The organism is Moorena producens 3L (assembly GCF_000211815.1).
Classification (GTDB): Bacteria; Cyanobacteriota; Cyanobacteriia; order Cyanobacteriales; family Coleofasciculaceae; genus Moorena; species Moorena producens.
Window position 1 is genome coordinate 18,649 of record NZ_GL890840.1, and the last position, 19,232, is coordinate 37,880.

12 protein-coding genes are annotated in these 19,232 nt (G+C 43.7%); 5 read left to right on the plus strand and 7 right to left on the minus strand.

Annotation, left to right across the window (positions count from 1 at the left end):
• Nucleotides 1-554 precede the first annotated feature (554 nt).
• Nucleotides 555-2,276 (minus strand): ABC1 kinase family protein, encoded by a 1,722-nt coding sequence (locus tag LYNGBM3L_RS06740; protein ID WP_008180667.1) that lies wholly within the window; start codon nucleotides 2,274-2,276, stop codon nucleotides 555-557.
• A 581-nt stretch (nucleotides 2,277-2,857) separates the two neighbouring features.
• On the opposite strand from LYNGBM3L_RS06740, the gene LYNGBM3L_RS06745 reads away from it, so the two are divergent.
• From LYNGBM3L_RS06745 to LYNGBM3L_RS06755, 5 genes are all read left to right on the plus strand, one after another.
• Nucleotides 2,858-3,874 (plus strand): hypothetical protein, encoded by a 1,017-nt coding sequence (locus LYNGBM3L_RS06745; RefSeq protein ID WP_008180669.1) that lies wholly within the window; start codon nucleotides 2,858-2,860, stop codon nucleotides 3,872-3,874.
• Nucleotides 3,867-4,157 (plus strand): hypothetical protein, encoded by a 291-nt coding sequence (locus tag LYNGBM3L_RS37970; protein ID WP_008180671.1) that lies wholly within the window; start codon nucleotides 3,867-3,869, stop codon nucleotides 4,155-4,157. The genes LYNGBM3L_RS06745 and LYNGBM3L_RS37970 overlap by 8 nt, the downstream gene beginning before the upstream one ends.
• Nucleotides 4,136-4,429, plus strand: a complete 294-nt coding sequence (locus tag LYNGBM3L_RS33715) for a hypothetical protein (RefSeq protein ID WP_229414346.1) — start codon at nucleotides 4,136-4,138, stop codon at nucleotides 4,427-4,429. The genes LYNGBM3L_RS37970 and LYNGBM3L_RS33715 overlap by 22 nt, the downstream gene beginning before the upstream one ends.
• Nucleotides 4,351-8,331 carry a PAS domain S-box protein gene (locus tag LYNGBM3L_RS34705; RefSeq protein ID WP_229414385.1) on the plus strand — a complete coding sequence of 1,327 codons (3,981 nt, stop codon included), beginning with the start codon at nucleotides 4,351-4,353 and terminating at the stop codon, nucleotides 8,329-8,331. The genes LYNGBM3L_RS33715 and LYNGBM3L_RS34705 overlap by 79 nt, the downstream gene beginning before the upstream one ends.
• A gap of 169 nt (nucleotides 8,332-8,500) precedes the next feature.
• Nucleotides 8,501-9,574, plus strand: coding sequence for an ATP-binding response regulator (locus tag LYNGBM3L_RS06755; protein ID WP_008180677.1), 1,074 nt, complete (start codon nucleotides 8,501-8,503; stop codon nucleotides 9,572-9,574).
• Nucleotides 9,575-9,701: 127 nt separating this feature from the next.
• On the opposite strand, the gene LYNGBM3L_RS06760 is transcribed toward LYNGBM3L_RS06755, so the two are convergent.
• From LYNGBM3L_RS06760 to LYNGBM3L_RS06785, 6 genes are all read right to left on the minus strand, one after another.
• Entirely contained in the window at nucleotides 9,702-12,320 is a 2,619-nt protein-coding gene (locus tag LYNGBM3L_RS06760) for a M1 family metallopeptidase (protein WP_008180678.1), read from the minus strand.
• A gap of 259 nt (nucleotides 12,321-12,579) precedes the next feature.
• Nucleotides 12,580-13,362, minus strand: a complete 783-nt coding sequence (locus LYNGBM3L_RS06765; protein ID WP_044492430.1) for an MlaE family lipid ABC transporter permease subunit — start codon at nucleotides 13,360-13,362, stop codon at nucleotides 12,580-12,582.
• 7 nt (nucleotides 13,363-13,369) lie between these two features.
• Entirely contained in the window at nucleotides 13,370-16,429 is a 3,060-nt protein-coding gene (locus LYNGBM3L_RS06770) for a methyl-accepting chemotaxis protein (RefSeq protein WP_008180681.1), read from the minus strand.
• 85 nt (nucleotides 16,430-16,514) lie between these two features.
• A complete protein-coding gene (locus tag LYNGBM3L_RS06775; RefSeq protein WP_008180683.1) occupies nucleotides 16,515-17,045 on the minus strand; it encodes a chemotaxis protein CheW in 531 nt (176 codons plus the stop codon).
• Between the two features lie 21 nt (nucleotides 17,046-17,066).
• On the minus strand, nucleotides 17,067-17,432 hold the full coding sequence (locus LYNGBM3L_RS06780) for a response regulator transcription factor (protein WP_008180685.1): 366 nt from the start codon (nucleotides 17,430-17,432) through the stop codon (nucleotides 17,067-17,069).
• Nucleotides 17,433-17,730: 298 nt separating this feature from the next.
• The gene (locus tag LYNGBM3L_RS06785) at nucleotides 17,731-18,939 is read right to left on the minus strand and encodes a response regulator (RefSeq protein ID WP_008180687.1); all 1,209 of its coding nucleotides are present in this window, start codon (nucleotides 18,937-18,939) and stop codon (nucleotides 17,731-17,733) included.
• Between the last annotated feature and the right edge of the window lie 293 nt (nucleotides 18,940-19,232).

Below are 19,232 nucleotides of genomic sequence, written 5' to 3' on the forward strand. Positions count from 1 at the left end.
TGTAGCTTCAAAAGCTAGCCCACAGGTAATCCCAGCAAACAAACCAAAAATTAACAAAAAATACGGTGGGTCTGGCCAAAAATTATACACAAATAACTCCTAATCTTCATGGTTTTACTGCCTGTGAAGATTATGACAAAGAATGACACCTTATCCAATAGCAAAGGGAACAGGGAATAGGGAATAGGGAATAGGGAATAGGGAGTAGGGAATAGGGAATCAAAAATTCTCACAATCCTGTTTTATTCAATAGCTGTTCCCGTAGCCCATTAGCTGTTGGCGTAGCCTGCGCGTAGCGCATATGCTGATAGCTGAATGCTGATAGCTGAATGCTGATAGCTGAATGCTGATAGCTGAATGCTGATAGCTGAATGCTGAATATAATCTTATAGTTTCCTAGGGTGGGTTAAGCGCAGCATTGATTTTTTTTCGGGCTGTAACCCACCAAATCCTATAACGTTTGGAAGCGCTAATTAAATAACAACAAGTAGTGAATAGCCAGGAGTCAGTAGTTACGATAAGGATATTCCTTATCGGCCAGTTGCTCTGACACACTATTTGGTACTCACAGCAGGAGCTTTCGGTAAAATAGCCCCAATCCCATCACTGGAAATAGTACTTAGTGCATTCAAAGCTACATTGAATAAACGTCCTGGTGGTAAATCATCTTTGACTAAGTTCCACAGACTCTGAATTTCTGCTCCATGGAGTTGGTCATCTTCGGTTAACGCTAACAACAGTTCACGTCGCAAAAACTGACCTTCCTCAGACAAGAGATACTGCAAACCAAGTTGAGCGGTTGGGAGCAAATCAAAGTTCTGATCAGACCGAGCGATCGCAATCATATTTTCCAGTCGTTCCCACTGGAATTTACCGTCTTTGAACAACACCTCAATCAAACGCCGCCGCATTTGTGGGGTTTCACCGGTAAGCAGACGCTGAGCTACATAGGGGTAGGAAACCTCGACAATTTTGAAGTTGGGATCTAAGGTCAGTGCCAGTCCTTCCTGAGTCACCAGAGAACGGATAATTAAGGAAAACTTGGCTGGTACCCGGAAAGGATAGTCGTACATCAACTCTGAGAACTGATCTGTGATCGTCTTGAAGTTGAAATCCCCGACACTTTCACCAATTGCTTCTCCCAACACTGCTTCTAAGGCTGGGATAATCGGCTGGATATCTGTGTTGGGTGCTAGGAAACCTAATTTAACAAAAGCCTGGGCTAATGATTGATAATCTTTATTAATTAGATCAACGACACAGCTGACAAGAGTTTCTTTGGTGTCCTGATCTAACTGATCCATCATACCAAAGTCAATATAGCCCATGCGTCCATCCGGAAGGGCAAATAAGTTACCTGGATGAGGATCAGCATGGAAAAAGCCATGCTCTAACAACTGACGTAAACCAGAGGTGACACCGGTTTTAATCAAGCTTGCGCTGTCTAGTCCTAAGGCTTCAATACGTTCTGTGTCTGTTAACTTGAAGCCATCAATCCACTCTAGGGTGAGGACACGGAGACTGCTGTAGCGCCAGTATATTGCTGGAACCTTCACAGTGGGGTCGTCTTGGAAGTTTAGAGCAAACCGTTCGGCATTGCGACCTTCATTGAGATAATTAATTTCCTCAAAGAGCTTAGTACCAAATTCATCTACAATCAAAGTTAGGTCATGACCGAGATTGAGTGGTAACCAGGGAGCAATCCAGCTAGCTGCCCAGCGCATCAAATAAAGATCTAGGGTGAGGATAGGGCGTAAATTAGGACGTTGTACCTTAACCGCCACCTCTTCACCGGTGTGGAGTTTAGCCCGATAGACTTGACCGAGACTAGCGGCTGCTACAGGTTTTGGGGAAATTTGGCTAAACAGTTTTTGGATGGAGCGCCCTAACTCTTGCTCGATTATGGACAATGCGATTGCATTGTCAAAGGGAGGTAGCTGGTCTTGTAGTTTGATCAGTTCATCTAGAAAATCTTGCCGAATCAAGTCAGGGCGGGTGGAAAGAGCTTGTCCGACTTTAATAAAGGTTGGACCGAGGTTAGTCAGAAGTTCCCGTAGCTGTGTGGCTCGTTTTAACTTATTTTGCTCAGTCCGGTTGCCCCATTGGTCTAACTTAAAACTAAAAACAAAGCTAGCGAAACCCCAGACAATCCTCAGGCAACGCCAAATCACTACCCAAGGTCTGGAACGGTAGTAGCGCGCGATCGCTTGTGGATCATAGTACCTTTGGGGTTCATTAGACCGCTGTTCAGGAGATACAAGTTGATGCTGACTCACGCTGAGTATAGGCCTCTCTAATAAATTTATAGTTTTTTATCTATCTTTTGCTTTTTATTAAATAAGTATACACAAGTACATATACAATAACTCGGTGTTTAAGTCCAATAGTTCATGTAGGGTGGGCAGTGCATCAGACAGATAATGAAGCTTGCAAACCACGTTGGTAGGCACTGCCCACCCTAGGATGAATGACAATGGTGCAAGATCTCACTTTAAGTCCAATAGAGGGTTTAGGGCAGGTTTTGCTACCAGGACAATAGAGAGTCCCATAGAAACCTACACCAGAAACTTGCCCATTTCCTGAACTGGGGAATTAAATTCGCCACGGGTCGCACCTCTTGATGCATATATCTATAAATTTGTCAACTTCTATTATTACATTAACCGAGGCTCTAGCTTGAGATTTCAGCTGTTATTTCCGTGTTATCACCGACAGTCTTTAAATTAAAACTTCAGCAGAATCCTCCATGACGGGGCTAAATCAACAAAGCAACAATGGTGTCATATCGATTCCGGTGGTATCGTAGCGAACAAGCATGGGCAATCTGTTGATTTATCTACGTTGATTTATCTACACTATGCTGTTTCCACGATTGCCCGCAGCAAATCGGCACTACCGGATTGGATACCAGTTACAGACGCACGAAAATGCTTTGCCAGCAAGCAACTTTCCCTGGATTATGCAAGATTCTCCATCTTTCCCTAACCCTTCCCAAGACATTCGGTTAGGCTGCCTACAGTGGTTTTATAACTTACCACTAAGTAGTAAGCTGCTTACTGGTTTGTTTGCCTCTGAGCTAATTTCTCTGATTGGATTCTTCGGCGTCGCTGCTTCAATGATCCTAACAGGAGGGCAAATCGAACTACGAGACCAAGCTGAGTCTGAATTAGCAATCACCGAGACCAACTACAATTCTCAAATTGAGCAAACTAAGCTGGGCTTCCGTGGTCAAGCCGATAATGCTGCCATCATTGCTGCTGCGATCGCTGATCATTCTGGTCAGCCCATAAAACCAACCCTCAAGGCTGAAGTCAGACGGGTTCTGAGGAACGAAATTAAAGCCCGCAACATTGAATATGGGACTTTAGTAGGTACCAATGGCAAGATTATTGCTAATGCCAACGCTGACCGGACAGGAGAGAGGTTTAATCCTAATCAATTAGTCAGTCAAGTTTTCCAGAATCGAACGGCGATTGGGACCAGTCAAATTGTCAGCTGGGTTGAGTTAGCTAAGGAGTCACCTCAGCTACCGAATGGTTTTGTTGAACAAGACTCCCTAATTCGTTACACACTCACTCCAGTCACGAACCCAGAGACTGGAAGTATTGTAGCTGTCTTGGTATCTGGTGACCTGGTCAATGGCAAATTGCCCATAGTTCAGACCACTCTGCGGGGGGTGACAAAGGCTATAGTGCAATCTACTATCGTCAGAGTTCGGGGGAAATTTAACTTAGCCACTGCTACTTTGGATAACAGTGAAGGTTTAAGATTTAGAGCAGGGGGAATCGAGTTTAGATTTAGTAAACGGGTCCCTGTTGGAGAAAGCAGTTGCCCAAACATCAGAGGTAGTTTACACACGGCAAACCTTGGGTAAACAATCTTACACTATAGTCGCTAAAGCTCTAACTAATTTTGATAGTGAAGCGACCGTAGTGTTAGTCAGAGGAACTACTGGATCCTCCTTCAATCAATTTCTTAGGAATAATTTAGAACTTGAGCTGACCGTCCTTGCTATTGCCTTAATCGCAGATGTCTTCTTGGCTATCTTGCTTGGACGAGCAATTGCTAAACCACTCAAGCAACTACAAAAACTACCCAAGAATTTGCTGCTGGCAATTTGGAAGCGCGAGTCGAGGTGTGGACGAAAGATGAAGTAGGGCAACTTACTATCAATTTCAATCCTATGGCTGACAGTCTGTTGACTGTTTTTAAGCAAAGGGAACGTTATGCAGCTCAGCAATCACGACTAAACAGTCAATTGCAGCAAGAGATTGCAGAACGTCTCCTTACTCTGGAAACACTAAAGCTGATCGATTTTTCTCTGGATCGGGTAGGGGATGCAGTTTTTTTATCAAAACAGATGGCGGATTTTGTTATGTCAATGAAGCTGCTTGTGATTTCCTTGGCTACTCCCGTGAAGAACTACTGACGTTGCACGTTTATGATATCGATCCCTTACTGTCAAAAGATAACTGGTCGCGGTTTTGGGAAAACCTGAAACAGCGAGGTTCTTTTAAGCAAGATTCAGTACATCGCACTAAATACGGGCGAGAATTTCCTGTAGAAATTGGGCTTAATTATTTAAAGTTTAATTATCAAGAATATAACTGTGTTATTGCTCGCGATATTACCGAGCGTAAACAGGGAGAAAATTTACTGAAACGAACTAAATTTCTGTTAAAAGCCCAACAAGAGGCATCAATTGATGGTATATTAGTTATTGATGAAAACCAAAAAATTATATGGCATAATCGGCGTTTTGGTCAGATGTGGAATATCCCAGAGGAGATTCTCAACTCTTCTGGTGACGACCAAAAACTTTTGAAAAGTGTGCTATCTAAGCTAAATAAACCTAAAGAATTTATCCACAGGCTGAAGTATCTGTGTGAACATCCCAGCGAAGTAAGTCGTGATGAAATTTACTTGAATGATGGTCGGATTTTTGACCGTTACTCTGGCTCTGTGGTGTCTGAAGCTAGTGATTACTATACTAGAATCTGGTATTTCCGAGATATCACCCAGAGAAAGCAAGTAGAAGCCCAAGTTACTCAGCTCAATCAAGAGTTGAGTAATCATGCCTTGGAACTAGAAGTAGCTAACACAGAACTGGCAGCAACCAAAGACTTTATCACGAACATAATTAATGCAGTATCCGATCCAATTTTTGTAAAAGATAAACATTATAAATGGAAATTTTTTAATGATAGCTTTTGTGAGTTTATCGGATATTCTAGAGAGCAACTATTAGGTCATTCAGATTCGGAATTTTTCGTATCAGAAGAAGCTGAGGTTTTCCGAAAAACCGATCAACTCGTCATGAAGAATGGTGTCGTTAATGAAAATGAAGAATACTTTACTGATGCTAACGGTATCCTTCATTTCATTTCTACCAAGAAAACTCGTTTCTTCGATTCCAAAAATAATCCCTATATTGTGGGGGTTATTCGAGACTTGACTCATCGGAAGCAACTTGAAGACCGACTGGCGAAACTTAATGAATGCTTTCTTGACTTTGGTAGCAATCCCGACAAAAATATTAATCATCTGGTAGCCGTTTGTGGGCAATTACTCAATGCTAGTTTCGCTCTCTATAATTGCCTGGAATACAATCAACTGGTGACATTAGGACAGTGGCAAGTCCCGCCAGATTACCCGACTATGGATAGCGCAAAAGGACGTATTTGCTACGACGTGATCCGACAAGGAACTGATGAGTCAGTGGTCAAGCAGGATCTCCAGAATACAGCTTATGCTCAAACTGATCCCAACATTACGGCTTATAATCTGTGTACTTACATCGGTATTGCGGTCAAATGGAACAAAAAGGTAATGGGTTCCCTTTGTGTTTTGTATCAGCAGCAGGTAGAACCAAGTACAGAAGACAAACAACTGCTTAACCTGATTGCCAGCGCTATTGGTGTAGAAGAACAACGAAAACAGGCTCAGCAGGAACTTCAGGATAGTAAAGAGCGATTTGCTTTAGCTGTAGAAGGAGTAAACGACGGGATTTGGGATTGCAATCTCCAAACCGGTGAAATGTATTTATCCCCTCGTTGGAAGAGTATGTTGGGGTATAAAGATGATGAAATTACCAATACGTTTGAATCCTGGACACAGATTATTCACCCAGACGACTTAGAGCAAACCTTACTCAGTTTTAATAATTACCTAGAGGGCAATTTTTTTCAGTATCAAGAAGAGTTCCGTGCTTTACACAAAGATGGCTCCTACCGTTGGCTGCTGACTCGTGGAGCGGCGCTGTGGGATAAAACAGGTAAGCCTTATCGCATAGCAGGTTCTCACACCGATATTTCAGAGCGTAAAAAAGCAGAAGAAGCTCTCAAAAGTCAGTTAACAGCTCTAGAAGCAGCTACTGATGGCATAGCATTAGTTAATCCAGCAGGTGAATACTTTTACCTCAATCAGACTCACCTGGAATTGTTTGGCTACACTCAACCGAATGAACTGGTGGGTCGGCAATGGCATATAATTTATCCACCAGAAGAAATTGAGCGTATTGAGAAGTCAGTTTTTCCCCAATTGTTTAAAACAGGAAAATGGAGTGGAGAAGCCACGGCTGTGCGCAAGGATGGTAGCACATTTGCTGAGGAATTTTCTCTAACGTTACTTGAGGATGGTGGTTTAATCCGTGTCTGTCGAGATATTACACAGCGCAAACAGGCTGAAGAGCAGATGCAGCAAAATCATCAAAGACTGGCTATGGCTAATGCCCAGTTAGAACGGGCTACTCGTCTCAAAGATGAGTTTCTTGCTAGCATGAGTCATGAATTACGTACTCCCCTCAACGCTATTCTTGGTTTATCAGAAGCTTTGCAAGAGGAAGTGTATGGTTCGATTACAGATAGGCAGCGTAAGTCTCTCAGTACAATTCAGGGCAGTGGTCAACATTTGCTAGAACTAATCAATGATCTGCTTGACCTTGCCAAAATTGAATCTGGAAAGATGGAACTCCACATCTGTGCTGTTTCCCTCCAAAAACTCTGCAATTCCAGCTTAATGTTTGTTAGAAACCAAGCCCATCACAAAAATATTAAGCTGACTTCTCAGGTAACTGAGAAACTATGGGAAATAGAAGTGGATGAGCGACGTATCCGACAAGTCCTGATCAATTTGCTCAGCAATGCTGTGAAGTTTACCCCAACCGGAGGAAGCGTTATTTTAAAAGCTGAGGAAGACTTATTAAGAAATACTATTTGTTTTAGTGTCATGGATACTGGTATTGGCATTGCTAAAGAAAATATGCCTAAGCTATTCCAATCCTTCGTCCAAATTGACAGCCGTCTGTCCCGTCGCTACGCCGGTACAGGTTTGGGTTTGGCTTTGGTGCAACGAACCATAGAAATTCACGGGGGTAGGGTAGATGTCGAGAGTGAAGTGGGTCAAGGTAGTTGCTTCAGAGTAACTCTGCCGATTAAACAAAGCGGTGAGCCAAACGGAGAATACCAGAGTGATTTGGGAGACCTAAGCCAATTTACTCAATCCGCCATCTCCAATCCCCAAGTGCTGATCATCGAAGACTCTATTACTGCAGCTGAAGTCATTTCTCGCTATATCAGGGAAATAGGGCTACAAACCTTGACTTACCCTGAAGGAGAAGGAGCACTCGAGCAGGTTATACAGGTCAACCCAGGGGTGATTATTCTAGATTTGCAATTGCCGAAGGTGTCTGGCTGGAAGGTTTTGGCTCAGCTAAAAGCTCATCCCCAAACCCAACACATCCCAGTGATGATTCTTTCTGTAGTGGATGAGCGATCGCAAGCGTTGGAGATGGGTGCTTCTGAATATCTGGTTAAACCAGTCTCCCGCCAACTGTTGCGCTCAACAATTAGCAAAATTTTGGGTCGTTTAGAAACACCAGAGTCAGTCAACCATGCTGAAACTGCTCTGGTGGTTATGCCTCAAACAGCTCCAGAGTCACCGTTAATCTTAATTGCAGAGGATAATGAAACTAACATTAAGACGATTTGGGATTACTTGCTCAGCAAAGGCTATCGGTTGATATTAGCCAAGAATGGCTGGGAAGCGATTAGCCAGGCTAAAGAGTACCACCCACAGCTGATTATGATGGATATTCAGATGCCAGATATGGACGGTATTGAAGCGATTAAGCGAATTCGAGACAATCAGAAGACTAGAGAAATTCCGATTATTGCCGTAACAGCACTGGCGATGCCAGGGGATAAGGAGAAATGTCTAGGAGCTGGCGCGGACGAATACATCTCTAAACCAGTGAGTCTGAAAAACTTGGTCAGTACTATTCAACAGTATGTTCATGTAGAGGTTAAGGATTTGCAATTAGTTAGTAATTAGTTATTCGTGATTAGCGTGATTAGTCATTATTTATCAGTCCCAAGTAGGTTTAAACATACTAATCAATCGTATATAAATTAATGGTATAATAATTTATATTAGCCAAAATAAATCCCAGATATCTATATTTAATATGGTGAACTATTCAAGCGCATAAAGGGTGTTATTGATGGATAGTCAAAACTCTATACTAGTAGTTGATGATGAACCCTGTGGGTTTGATGTCATTGAGGCTCTGCTATTCAAGGAAGGTTACAACTTGAGCTATGCCTCTTGTGGTCAAGAGGCATTAAACGGTCTAGAAAAAATTCAACCGGACGTAATCTTATTGGACGTAATGATGCCAGAACTTGATGGTATAGAGGTTTGCCATCGGATTAAGTCTCACCCAAAGTGGCACCATATCCCGATTATTATCGTAACGGCTCTCAATTCTAAGGAAGATCTTGCCCGATGCCTGGATGCAGGAGCCGATGATTTCCTAGGTAAACCTGTTAGTGGAATCGAACTGCGATCTAGAGTGCGTTCGATGTTGCGGATTAAAAAACAACATGATGAACTAGCTGCTACTCTACAGCTGAGGGAAGATATGTCTCATATGATCGTGCATGATTTGAGACATCCTTTGGCTAATATTATCATATCTTGTGAGATTTTGCAGCAAACTGAACTCAAAGAAAAACAGCAAAGAAAGACTGAACAAATCTTGAAATCAGCTCTCCAGCTGCGCTCAATGACGGATAACTTATTGATGATGGCGAAGTTACAATCGGGAAAACTTACCCTTCATCGAGACTTGGTGGATTTCAATGCACTCGAACAAGAGGTAGTCTTAGATTTCCAAGCCATTGCTCACGAGAAAAACATTCAGCTAGTTAGCGATATACCAGAATCCAGTAATACTCTTTTAATTGATGCTAATTTAATCCGGCGTGTCTTAGATAACTTGCTCTCAAATGCCATCAAATTTTCTCCTTCACAAAGTAAAATTATACTGCAAGTAGATTATCCAGTATATCCCGAACCCCAAGCTATAATTCGCATTGCTGATTCTGGACCTGGGATTAATGAAGAATTGCGAAAACGTATTTTTGATAAGTACGATGTGGGAAATTTAATGACTGGAATTTATCAAACTGGTCTGGGATTAACGTTCTGTAAAATGGCAGTTGAAGCCCATGGTGGTAGAATATTTGTAGAAAATAATCAACCATCAGGGTCAGTGTTTACTGTAGAAATTTAAGTAGAAATTGTAAGCATTCAGCGGTCAGCGGTCAGCCGTCAGCCTTGGCCTTTGGCTGAGAGCTGAGAGCTGAGAGCTGAGAGCTGAATGCTTACGAAATTTAATTAGAAGCTGTAAAAGAAAGACTTCATGCTTGATTAGATTTGGCTTCCAAGTTTTCCAGGCGGCTTTTGAGTTCCTGATTATCTTTTTTAAGTTTGTCAAGTTCGTCCCGTAGCTGTTTAATGGCTTTGTCAGAGCCAATGGTTTTCTGGACTTTCTGAATGGCTTCTTCTGCAATGCGACGAATTCGCCCATCAGGAGTATGCTCTAAAAGCGATCGCAAAATATCCATGGCTTTCGGAGTTTCCATTTTTCCTAGGGCACCAACTATGGTCACTTGAGTCAAATAGAAGGTTTCACGGGACAGTTCTTCTAATTGCTCCAGGATCGACTCTATTTTATTGGGAGTCTGACCTGTAGAAATCTCTCCTAAAGCTCGAATCGCTGTTATACGAAGGGGTTGAGGTATGCCAGGAGTGGTATATTCTAAAATTACGTCTAAGGCAATAGGTGAAGATTTAATTTGACTTAAGCCACCAATGGCACCGCTACGTACTACTTCATTCCAACCACTCCGTTCTTGAAGTACTTTTGTGAGCAATTGGATTACTTCATCTTCTCTATCCTTAAGGCTTGCCGAAACCATTCCCCCAAGTGACCTGGCTGCTGAAGCTTCTACGTAGTAGCTGGCATCCCCTTTTTCTAGTAATTGCTTGAGAGCATTGTAGCTTTCTGGAGTCTTCACGTCACCCAAGGCTTGGACAACGGCACGACGCACACGGGGATTTTGAGCGGACAAGCCAGCAATTAAGGCGGCTTCAGCTTGATCTAGTTTTACCTTAGCTAATTGTTTGGCTATTTCTAAACGAACACCCCAGAATGAGTCACTAGTAAGGGCATCAGACAATGCTTGTACTGCTTCTAATCCTCCCTTTTTCGCCAAGGCTTTCCCTGCATAGATACGGGAGATGGGGTCTGGGTCAAATTTCAGCTGGGCTTTGAGTTCGGCTATTGGGTATTCTAGGGAAACGGTTTTCAGGTAATTATTCCCGTGGTCGAAGCTAATTAAGTTAGGTTTTTTCGCCAGTGGGAAATAGAAACTTTGTTCCCGTTCATGAACCCTGACCGTAAATTTCTGTAGACAGGTTTCATTAGAGGTTTTCACAGGAGAATCGTCTTCGAGCTGGGTGTAACCAAAGGCAATCGGGATTTTCAGGTCAAATAGCTCACTATCGCTACCCGTTTTACTATCTTTTGCCTGAGTTTGGGTTACTGTCAGTTTAGCCAACTGGCTATCCCCATCCCAGGAATAGGCAACTTTGTAATCAGGATGACCCCCCCGGAAGACGTACTGGTCAAATAGGAATAACAGATTACGACCGGTAGCTTTTTCAATCGCCCTTAGCAGGTCAATGGTTTCTACGGTTTTGTGAGCATTATCTTGAACAAAGGTTTGGATTGCTTTCCAGAACAAGTCTTCCCCTAACTCTGCCCGAATCATATGATAGACGCAAGCACCTTTTTCATAAAGGTGCCTATCGTAGAGTTCAATAGCTTCTCGATAGACATGGGTAACCATGGGGCGGCGGTAACGGGAACTATCTTCTGATATATAACTGCGTGCTTCATTGAGTAGGTAGTAGGCAGCATCATCTTTACCATACTCATTTTCGGTCCAAAACACTTCTGTGTAGGATGCCATGCCTTCCTTAATCCAGGCATGGGACCAGTGTTTAATCACCACTAAGTCCCCAAACCACTGATGAGCAAGTTCGTGAACCACAAGGCTTTCAGTCCGTTGGTTATCGATAGCTGCTCGTTCATCGACCAAGCAACGGTCTGTTAACAGAGTGGTGGAGGTGTTTTCCATACCACCAAAGATGAAGTCATCTACACAGACTTGGGCGTATTTCGGATAGGGGTAGGGATAGGCAAAGGTTTCACTCAAGAACTCTATCATTCCAGGAGTTTTGCCCATGCTGCGGCGAGCATCCTCCTCTCGCCCCTTCTCCACGTAGTAGTTTACTGGTTTGCCCTGCCATTCATCCCGAATTTCCGCAAAGTCCCCTACGGCTAGAGTCATCAGGTAAGTGGGATGAACTTCTTGCTGCCGCCAGTGGTATATCGTTTCATTGCCGTCTTCTTCTGTAGCAATTAGTTCCCCGTTGGAGATAGCAATCAGGGGTTTTGGCAATCTAACGCGGATTTCGGAGGTAGCAAGTTGACCAGGATAATCGAAACAAGGGAACCAGAAGCGAGAGTCTTCATCTTCTCCTTGGGTCCAAACTTGGGTAGGTTTGTTGGGGTAGTGCTGGTTTGGATGAATGAAGTAAATACCCCGCTGGGGGTTGTCTACACTGTATGCGATCGCAATCTTAATCGCTTTTCCAACAACAGCGGGGTTAAGTAGGTGGATCTGTAGTTGTTCCCCGTCATAGTCAAAGGGCTGGGGGATTTGGTCAACCTGCACTGAGGCGATAGTCAAGTTGACCGCATCAAGTACTAGCTGTTTAATGCCATTGCGTATTGGTTTGAGGGTGATGGTGCAGGTACCGCTAACCCTTTGGAGGGGGATATCCAGAGTTAAATCCAGGAAAATATGCTCCACTTGTCCTGGGCGGTCAGGATTGTATTGGGGTCTAGCACCAGGTAATTCAAACGACTTGTGAGTTTTGCTTTCGGTATCAAAATACGACTGGGACATTAGTGAAGTTGTAAAACTGAACAGTGTGGACAATAGGGTTAAGTGGAGCTCTTGGAAGTTTCCGAAAGGAAAAGGAATCGACCGCTACACAAAGTGCGATTGATCTATTCTAAATTAACTGATCTGTCGATTAATCCTGATCAGGTCAGGTTTTAGGGAATTTTGAACAGCTACAGACCTTGAGGGAAGATTACTGGTTTGTGAGTGTCTGTTAACGGATTGCTTTTGGGCAATTAACAATGAACGATCAACAAGCTATTCAGCTGATCACCGCACTACCCATCCCTTGGAACATCAACCATGATAATAAAAAGTTGCTAATAAAAATTGCTAGCAAAGCAGTAACCACAGCAGTGGTGGTAGATTGACCCACACCCTTAGCCCCTCCTGTAGTGGTTAACCCCCAGCTACAACCAATCACAGCAATCAACAGCCCAAACACTAAAGATTTAATAGCAGCAGAGAACAAGTCCCAAATTCCTAGGAAGTTACGAGCGGAATCAAGAAACACAGACTGGGGAATACCATAAAGATTTTGAGCCAGTACCACTCCTCCTACCATACCAGTCACAATTGCGAGAATGGTCAACACTGGCAGCATCAGACAACAAGCAATAACCCGAGGAATCACTAAGTAATCAATCGGGTCAGTCTTGAGCATATACAAAGCATCAATTTGCTCTGAAACGCGCATCGTACCAATTTCTGCAGCAAATGCCGAACCAACTCGTCCTGCCAAAACCACAGCAGTCAACACCGGAGCCAATTCCCTAGCCAAAGCTAGAGCCAAGACTCCCCCAATGGCATTCGTGGCACCAAAATTAATGAACTCTCGTGTTACCTGAATGGTAAACACCATACCGATTACAGTAGCAGTGAGCAAAGCAATTATCAGAGACTCTGGTCCAACGGTTACCATTTGCTCGATAGTATTGCGGCGGTGAATCTTCCCAGTCAGTAGATGAAGTATCACTTGCCCAGCTAAGAAAATCGCCGCCAGTAAACGCTGACTCCATAACCCGAGGCTGGTAGTTTTAGCCATTAGTCGATCATTTCCCATCATTCGCTTCCACACGGAAACGCTCAACAAATGTCCGCAACTCTCCCGCCACACCCACCAAGTTTTGCAAAGCTCCAGAAACCCTTTGGGCTTCTTGGGAGGTTTCTTGAGCAGTTAACTCAACGGATTGCATCACTTGGGCAACAGCACGGGATGTTTCAGTTTGCTCGATAGTATCCGCAGTGATGGCACGTACTAAAGCATCGATCCGGTTTGCCACTTGCACAATATCTTCTAGCGATCGCTTGGCTTGTTCTGCTCGTTTAGTACCTTCAATCACCTGTTGGGTGCCTTCTTCCATAGCTGTCATAACTGAACCGGTTTCACTCTGGATTTGCAAGACAATATGTTCAATATCCTTGAGTGCCTTGGCTGACTTATCAGCGAGCTGTCGTACCTCATCCGCAACAACAGCAAAGCCTCGACCAGCTTCTCCAGCTCTTGCCGCCTCAATACTAGCATTGAGTGCTAACAAATTCGTTCGGGAGGCAATGGTAGAAATCGATGTAACAATTTTAGAAATTTCCTGGGAAGATTCTGCCAAACGCTTGACTTTACGAGTCGTTTCTGCTACAGTCTCACGAATTTGCAAAATTCCTGCCACAGTGCGCTCCACAGCCTCACCACCTTTGAGAGCAGTAGCCGAGGCTGAGCGGGCAACTTCCTCAGCTTCTCTTGCACTCTCTGCCACCCGCTGAATAGCATCGGTCATCACCTGTACAGAGTTCAGGGTCACCGCCAGTTCCTCAGCTTGCCGTAAAGCATCAGAAGACAAGCTACGGGCAAAGGACTCACTATCGGTGGAACATTTGGTCACCTGACGGACTGCCTGCTTGACTTGTTGTACAATTTCCCGTAGGTTTTGAATGGTCAGGTTGAAGGAATCAGCAACTGCCCCCAACACATCCGCAGTTACCTCTGCTTGTACCGTTAAATCCCCCCGTGCTGCCCCTTCCACATCATCAAGCAATCGAATTACCTGGCGTTGGAGGTCTTCTTTTGCCTGTTCTTGCTCTTCTGCCTTTCGTTGTGCTTCCGTCATCGTTGTCAAGATGACTCTAGCCATTTGGTTGAAACTATGGGCTAACTGACCCAATTCGTCCTGGGAATAGATCGTAGCATGGGCATTGAGATTACCCTGAGAGACTCCTTCAAACTGGGTTTTCAGGTTTTCGGTACTACGTCTAATCTGCCTAGCTGTAATATTTCCCACAGCCAGAGTAGTACCAAAACTGGCAACACCAGCGGCTAGGGTCATCATAATACTAGTATTTCGCACGTGGTTTTTGAAGGATGGATTATCTCTAACCATGTATTGTGCTCCAGCACTCACCCCCGCTACCACCACCATTGAGACCGCGCCAGTAATCAAGGCAGTCATCCAATTCTTCTGGTTGACAGGAGCGTTTTCTATGGGAGCTAGTCGACCTTGGTCAATACTAACAACCAGCTCTTTGTCAATGTCTTTAGTGGGATTATAAATAGGGATTGGCTCGGTGGCACTACTAAGGCTAAATAGCTCCTCATTCCCAGTGGCTGACGGATAATCATGACTGGGTACAGCACTAACACCACTGGTGTTCATCTCCATTGACCCAGTACTTCCCAGTGTTGAGCCAGTAGTGCTTAATACATCAAAATCACTATTGTCATCACTCTCATTGGACAGTGGTTGCTGATCATCAACAGAGAAATCAGGGATTGAATCTAAATCATCATCAAATAGGTCAAACTCATCTAAAAAACCCTCTTTTACCCCTTGATGTGCTTCAATTCCTGACAAGATTTCCTCTTCTGATTCCGTTACATCATCCATTGTCCAAGAATCATCATCAAAGGATTCCAAATTAATTTGGTCTGGGCTTGGAGAGTTTAACCCATTGTGTTCATAAGCTGAGTCCAAAAGTTGCTCATCCGAGCCATAGTTTCCCGATAAATAGGGTTCAGTAGAGTCAGGAGCCTGATTGAGATATTCTAAGTCCTCTTGATTGTCAGCATAGGCTTGAGTATCCCCAGAAGTTGGTTTCTCTGTTTCCAAAGACTGCTCGGTCCTGGAATAATTTTCTTCGGTAGTCGGGGTAGGATCAGAACTTGGAGTCGGGGAAAAATTCCCCTCAAGCTCTGGTGAATTCATTAACAGGGTTGCGGCTTCAACAAAGGAATTCTTTGATTGCTCCTCGAGATCACTAAACTCGTAATCTGCCAGAGACTCTAATTCTTCTTCAGCCAGGACGTTAAACTCAACTGTGCTAGATTCACTAGTTAACTGTTCTGAACCATAAGAGAGCTCTTCGTCTAAATTCTCCTCAGGAGACACCATAAATGTTTGTAGACCCTCCTCTTGAGAGAGTTCAGGAAAGTGTCCTTCTGTGCCATTGTAACAAGTCTGACTACTGACAGCATTAACATCGAGTTCTAAATCAGAGCCAATTTCCCAACTCTCTAAATCCTCACTGTCTTCTTCTAAGTCACTGACCATACTAAAAGGGTCTAGATTATCAGCAGACTGTAACTCTATGGCTCCTTCATCACTATCACTAGTGGAATCTTGAAAAGACTCCTTAAAGGGTGAGGTGGATTCTGAAGCAAAATCATCAACCCCTGTGTTATCAAAACTTAAGCTTTCCGGGTCAAATTCACTGATATCATTAAAATCAGCGAAGTCTTGCCAATTTCCTTCTGTGGGTTCTGCACTCAACTCCTCAGTCTCATCTAGTTTCACCTGTGATGTATTGACATCATCAGGTGATAACCCAGGATCTTGATGACCATTTGTGGATTGCTGGGCGTACTCTAGACCGTTATTGGCATAATTAACAAAATCCGGCTCAGAGGTCAGATTGAGTACTGATTCATACTGTTGCCGAGCCAAATCGTACTGCTGTAGACCATAGCAGTAAATATGACCCCGCAGTAGCAGCGCACTGGGTTCATTGGGGAAATCCTCAATCAAACGATCAACGAGTGTTGCCGCTTCTTGGTATTTGCCCTGCATATAGGCTTTTTCGGCTTCCCCATACAGCTGGGGGTAATTTATACTGGATGCCATTTACCTCCTCCCGAAGCATTAAAAATTAATATTTAATAATAATTAATCCAACTAATTTTTAATGTTCAATTTTTAATAATTATTTTTAGGCTGCCCACCTTGCTGAGCGTATAATCGCCACATGATCAAGTAGTCGCAGAACCTGATTAGACTCAATGTCTAGCAACCACTCACCGCGTAAGAAAGGAGTCATACTATCGGCAACATTGGTAGGCATATGTAACTTTTCCACATCCAGCCAGTCTGTACAGACAATTTGTTGAACTGCCAACCCCAGCATAGTGTCTTGATCTTCAATAGCAATAACAGGGATTTCTATACGGTCTGTATTTAAAACCGTTTTATCCCCCAGAAACTGACCCAGATCTGAGACCCAAATTACCCGTCCACGTCGATTGAAGGTCCCCAACAATAAAGGGGAAGCATTAGGAATAGGAGTAATTTGTTCAGGGGAGGGGTCAATTACCTCTTTGATACCAGTAGCCGGCAGAGCAAATTCATCACCAGATGGCAGATAAAATCGCAGGTATAGTTCGCCTTCAGGACTTTCCAATTCCTGCAATTCTGGGGCTTGTTCAAGAGCCGAGTCAGTTACAAAGTCCGAATTAGCAACCATTCCCGTCAAATACCAATATATTTATCTTCTGAGTAGCTGTCTAACTGTTCCAATCAACTCCGTTGGCTGAAAAGGCTTCGCAATGTATGCATCTGCACCTTGCCTCATGCCCCAATAGCGGTCAAATTCTTCACCTTTTGAAGAACACATCACCACTGGCACATTCTGAGTTTTGGGGTCAGCCTTAAGACGCCGACAGACCTCATAGCCATTCATGCGTGGCATCACTATATCCAAGACAACTACATCTGGACAAGACTCTAAAATATGTTCTAAAGCCTCAACACCATCACTGGCAACATCCACCTTCAAACCACTACCTTTAAGGAGGTCTGAGATCATCTGCCGTTGAGCAAGGCTGTCTTCTACAACTAAAACTTTACTCATAACTCCTAGCTCGACCCTCGGGAAAGGTCGTGAAATTAAACCACAGCCCGATTTGGGTCTATAAATTAAATCATGATTACAGTATCCCTCATCTATCGGTGGTGATAGCAAGAAAGACTATATTTTTCTTGAATTTGTGGAAGCTCCTAGCTTGACCAGTGGGTTTAATTAGGATAGTGTTGGTTAATTAACTGATAGGTTAGACGCCTCTATTAATAACTCAAAGGCTGACAGAGCAATATTCTCCCCTTGATCTAATTCTTTGCTCAGGGCATTACTACCTTGGTATTGTTCTAGATCACCTCGACCAAATGTATTTCTCCAAAAGCATCAATAACTCATGATCTCCGAAGGGCTTGGTTAAGTAGTCAGTTGCACCTACCATTCGCGCTCTGACCCGATCAATAAAGCCATCTTTGCCTGTGAGCATGATGATGGGGGTTTGCCGAAATGCTGTGGATTGGCGTAACATGCCACAAAGCTCATAACCATCTAGGTCGGGCATTACTAGGTCACAGAGGATGAGATCGGGTTGGAGTTGGAAAACCTGACTCAGAGCCTTTAGGGGCTTCTGTATTGCTGTGACTTTATAACCTTTGGCTTCTAGGGTATATTCCACAGCTTTTCCAACTGCGAGATCATCATCAACACAGACAACAGATCGTGTAACTTTCTTGAACTCCCATTGCTCTTCAATGGCTGGCGTATCTGCTTCTTTGGGGGTCACCATTTGGATTGACCCCTGTTGTACATAGGGATGAATAGCCCGAGCTACGGTGATTAGGTCGCGATGGAGATAACGGGACAACTGGCGTAGAGAAGTTTTGCCATCTACCCAACTGCTTATGAGTCTAAAGGATTTTTCCGGCAGTGTAGCCTGTAACTGGTCATGGGCAGTAATCATTGGACACTGATGGGGAGATTGGATATGAGGGCACAATTGCTTCCACTCCTGCACCTGCTTCATCATCTCTCTGACCAATGGTTCTATTTCTAAGGTAGTAAGTTGCGGTGCTAATGCCGGACCAATTTCAAATACAAAGTAGCCATGGTGAAGGCTCAGCAAATCAAAAAGGGTTTCATTAACCATGCTTTGAATGATGCTTCGCCCTTGGTTTGGTGTGATCACATGCTTTTCTAACAAAGCCCAAAGGTAACCATACTCTAGAGCATTGGTAGCCGCAATCGACAGACTTTCCAATTTATCGAGAGCATCATTGGCTTTATAGCGGCGTAGATAATCATGCAGGCGCGTCAAGCTCCCATCGCTGTCAGCAGCATAGGCAATCTGGCCATTCAGGAAGAATACAAACCAATACGGACGCGGACTTGGTAGTTTTGGCTGCTGGTAAAGTCTAGCTGAGGTAAAACGATTGCTGCCACTATTGCTAGCCTTGCTACTAGGGTGAGGGCTGTATGCCTCGACTAAGAGTTCCCCGGTTCGCTGACCTAGCTCGATCAGTTGCAGGATGCTACGGATATCAATTTCACTCAAAGTTCCCTGCATTTAAAGACAATGTGCTCCTAACAACCTGTTGATGTATCTGAGATTATGACCTGTCATTGAGTTAAAGGATGCCCATACACTGGTACTGATCTATCTTTGCTCAAGAAATGGCTTAACTGTACACTGAAAATATCCCCAAAAATGAGTTGGTAAGGAATGACTTCTGTAAGCCAACTGGTCGAAGCTTACCATGGCTGGAGACAGCTAAGCATGAGCGAAGTACCTGATTAGCGGTAAGAGTGGGATTTTGACGGTTACTGGAAAATTAAGCTAAGATGTCTAAGGTTATAGGT

Bases quoted from the DNA above. Each gene is read 5' to 3' on its own strand.
- LYNGBM3L_RS06745 (WP_008180669.1), top strand. From the start codon at position 2,858: ATGCTGTTTCCACGATTGCCCGCAGCAAATCGGCACTACCGGATTGGA.
- LYNGBM3L_RS06755 (WP_008180677.1), top strand. From the start codon at position 8,501: ATGGATAGTCAAAACTCTATACTAGTAGTTGATGATGAACCCTGTGGG.
- LYNGBM3L_RS06760 (WP_008180678.1), bottom strand. From the start codon at position 12,320: ATGTCCCAGTCGTATTTTGATACCGAAAGCAAAACTCACAAGTCGTTT.
- LYNGBM3L_RS06765 (WP_044492430.1), bottom strand. From the start codon at position 13,362: ATGGCTAAAACTACCAGCCTCGGGTTATGGAGTCAGCGTTTACTGGCG.
- LYNGBM3L_RS06770 (WP_008180681.1), bottom strand. From the start codon at position 16,429: ATGGCATCCAGTATAAATTACCCCCAGCTGTATGGGGAAGCCGAAAAA.
- LYNGBM3L_RS06775 (WP_008180683.1), bottom strand. From the start codon at position 17,045: ATGGTTGCTAATTCGGACTTTGTAACTGACTCGGCTCTTGAACAAGCC.
- LYNGBM3L_RS06780 (WP_008180685.1), bottom strand. From the start codon at position 17,432: ATGAGTAAAGTTTTAGTTGTAGAAGACAGCCTTGCTCAACGGCAGATG.
- LYNGBM3L_RS06785 (WP_008180687.1), bottom strand. From the start codon at position 18,939: ATGCAGGGAACTTTGAGTGAAATTGATATCCGTAGCATCCTGCAACTG.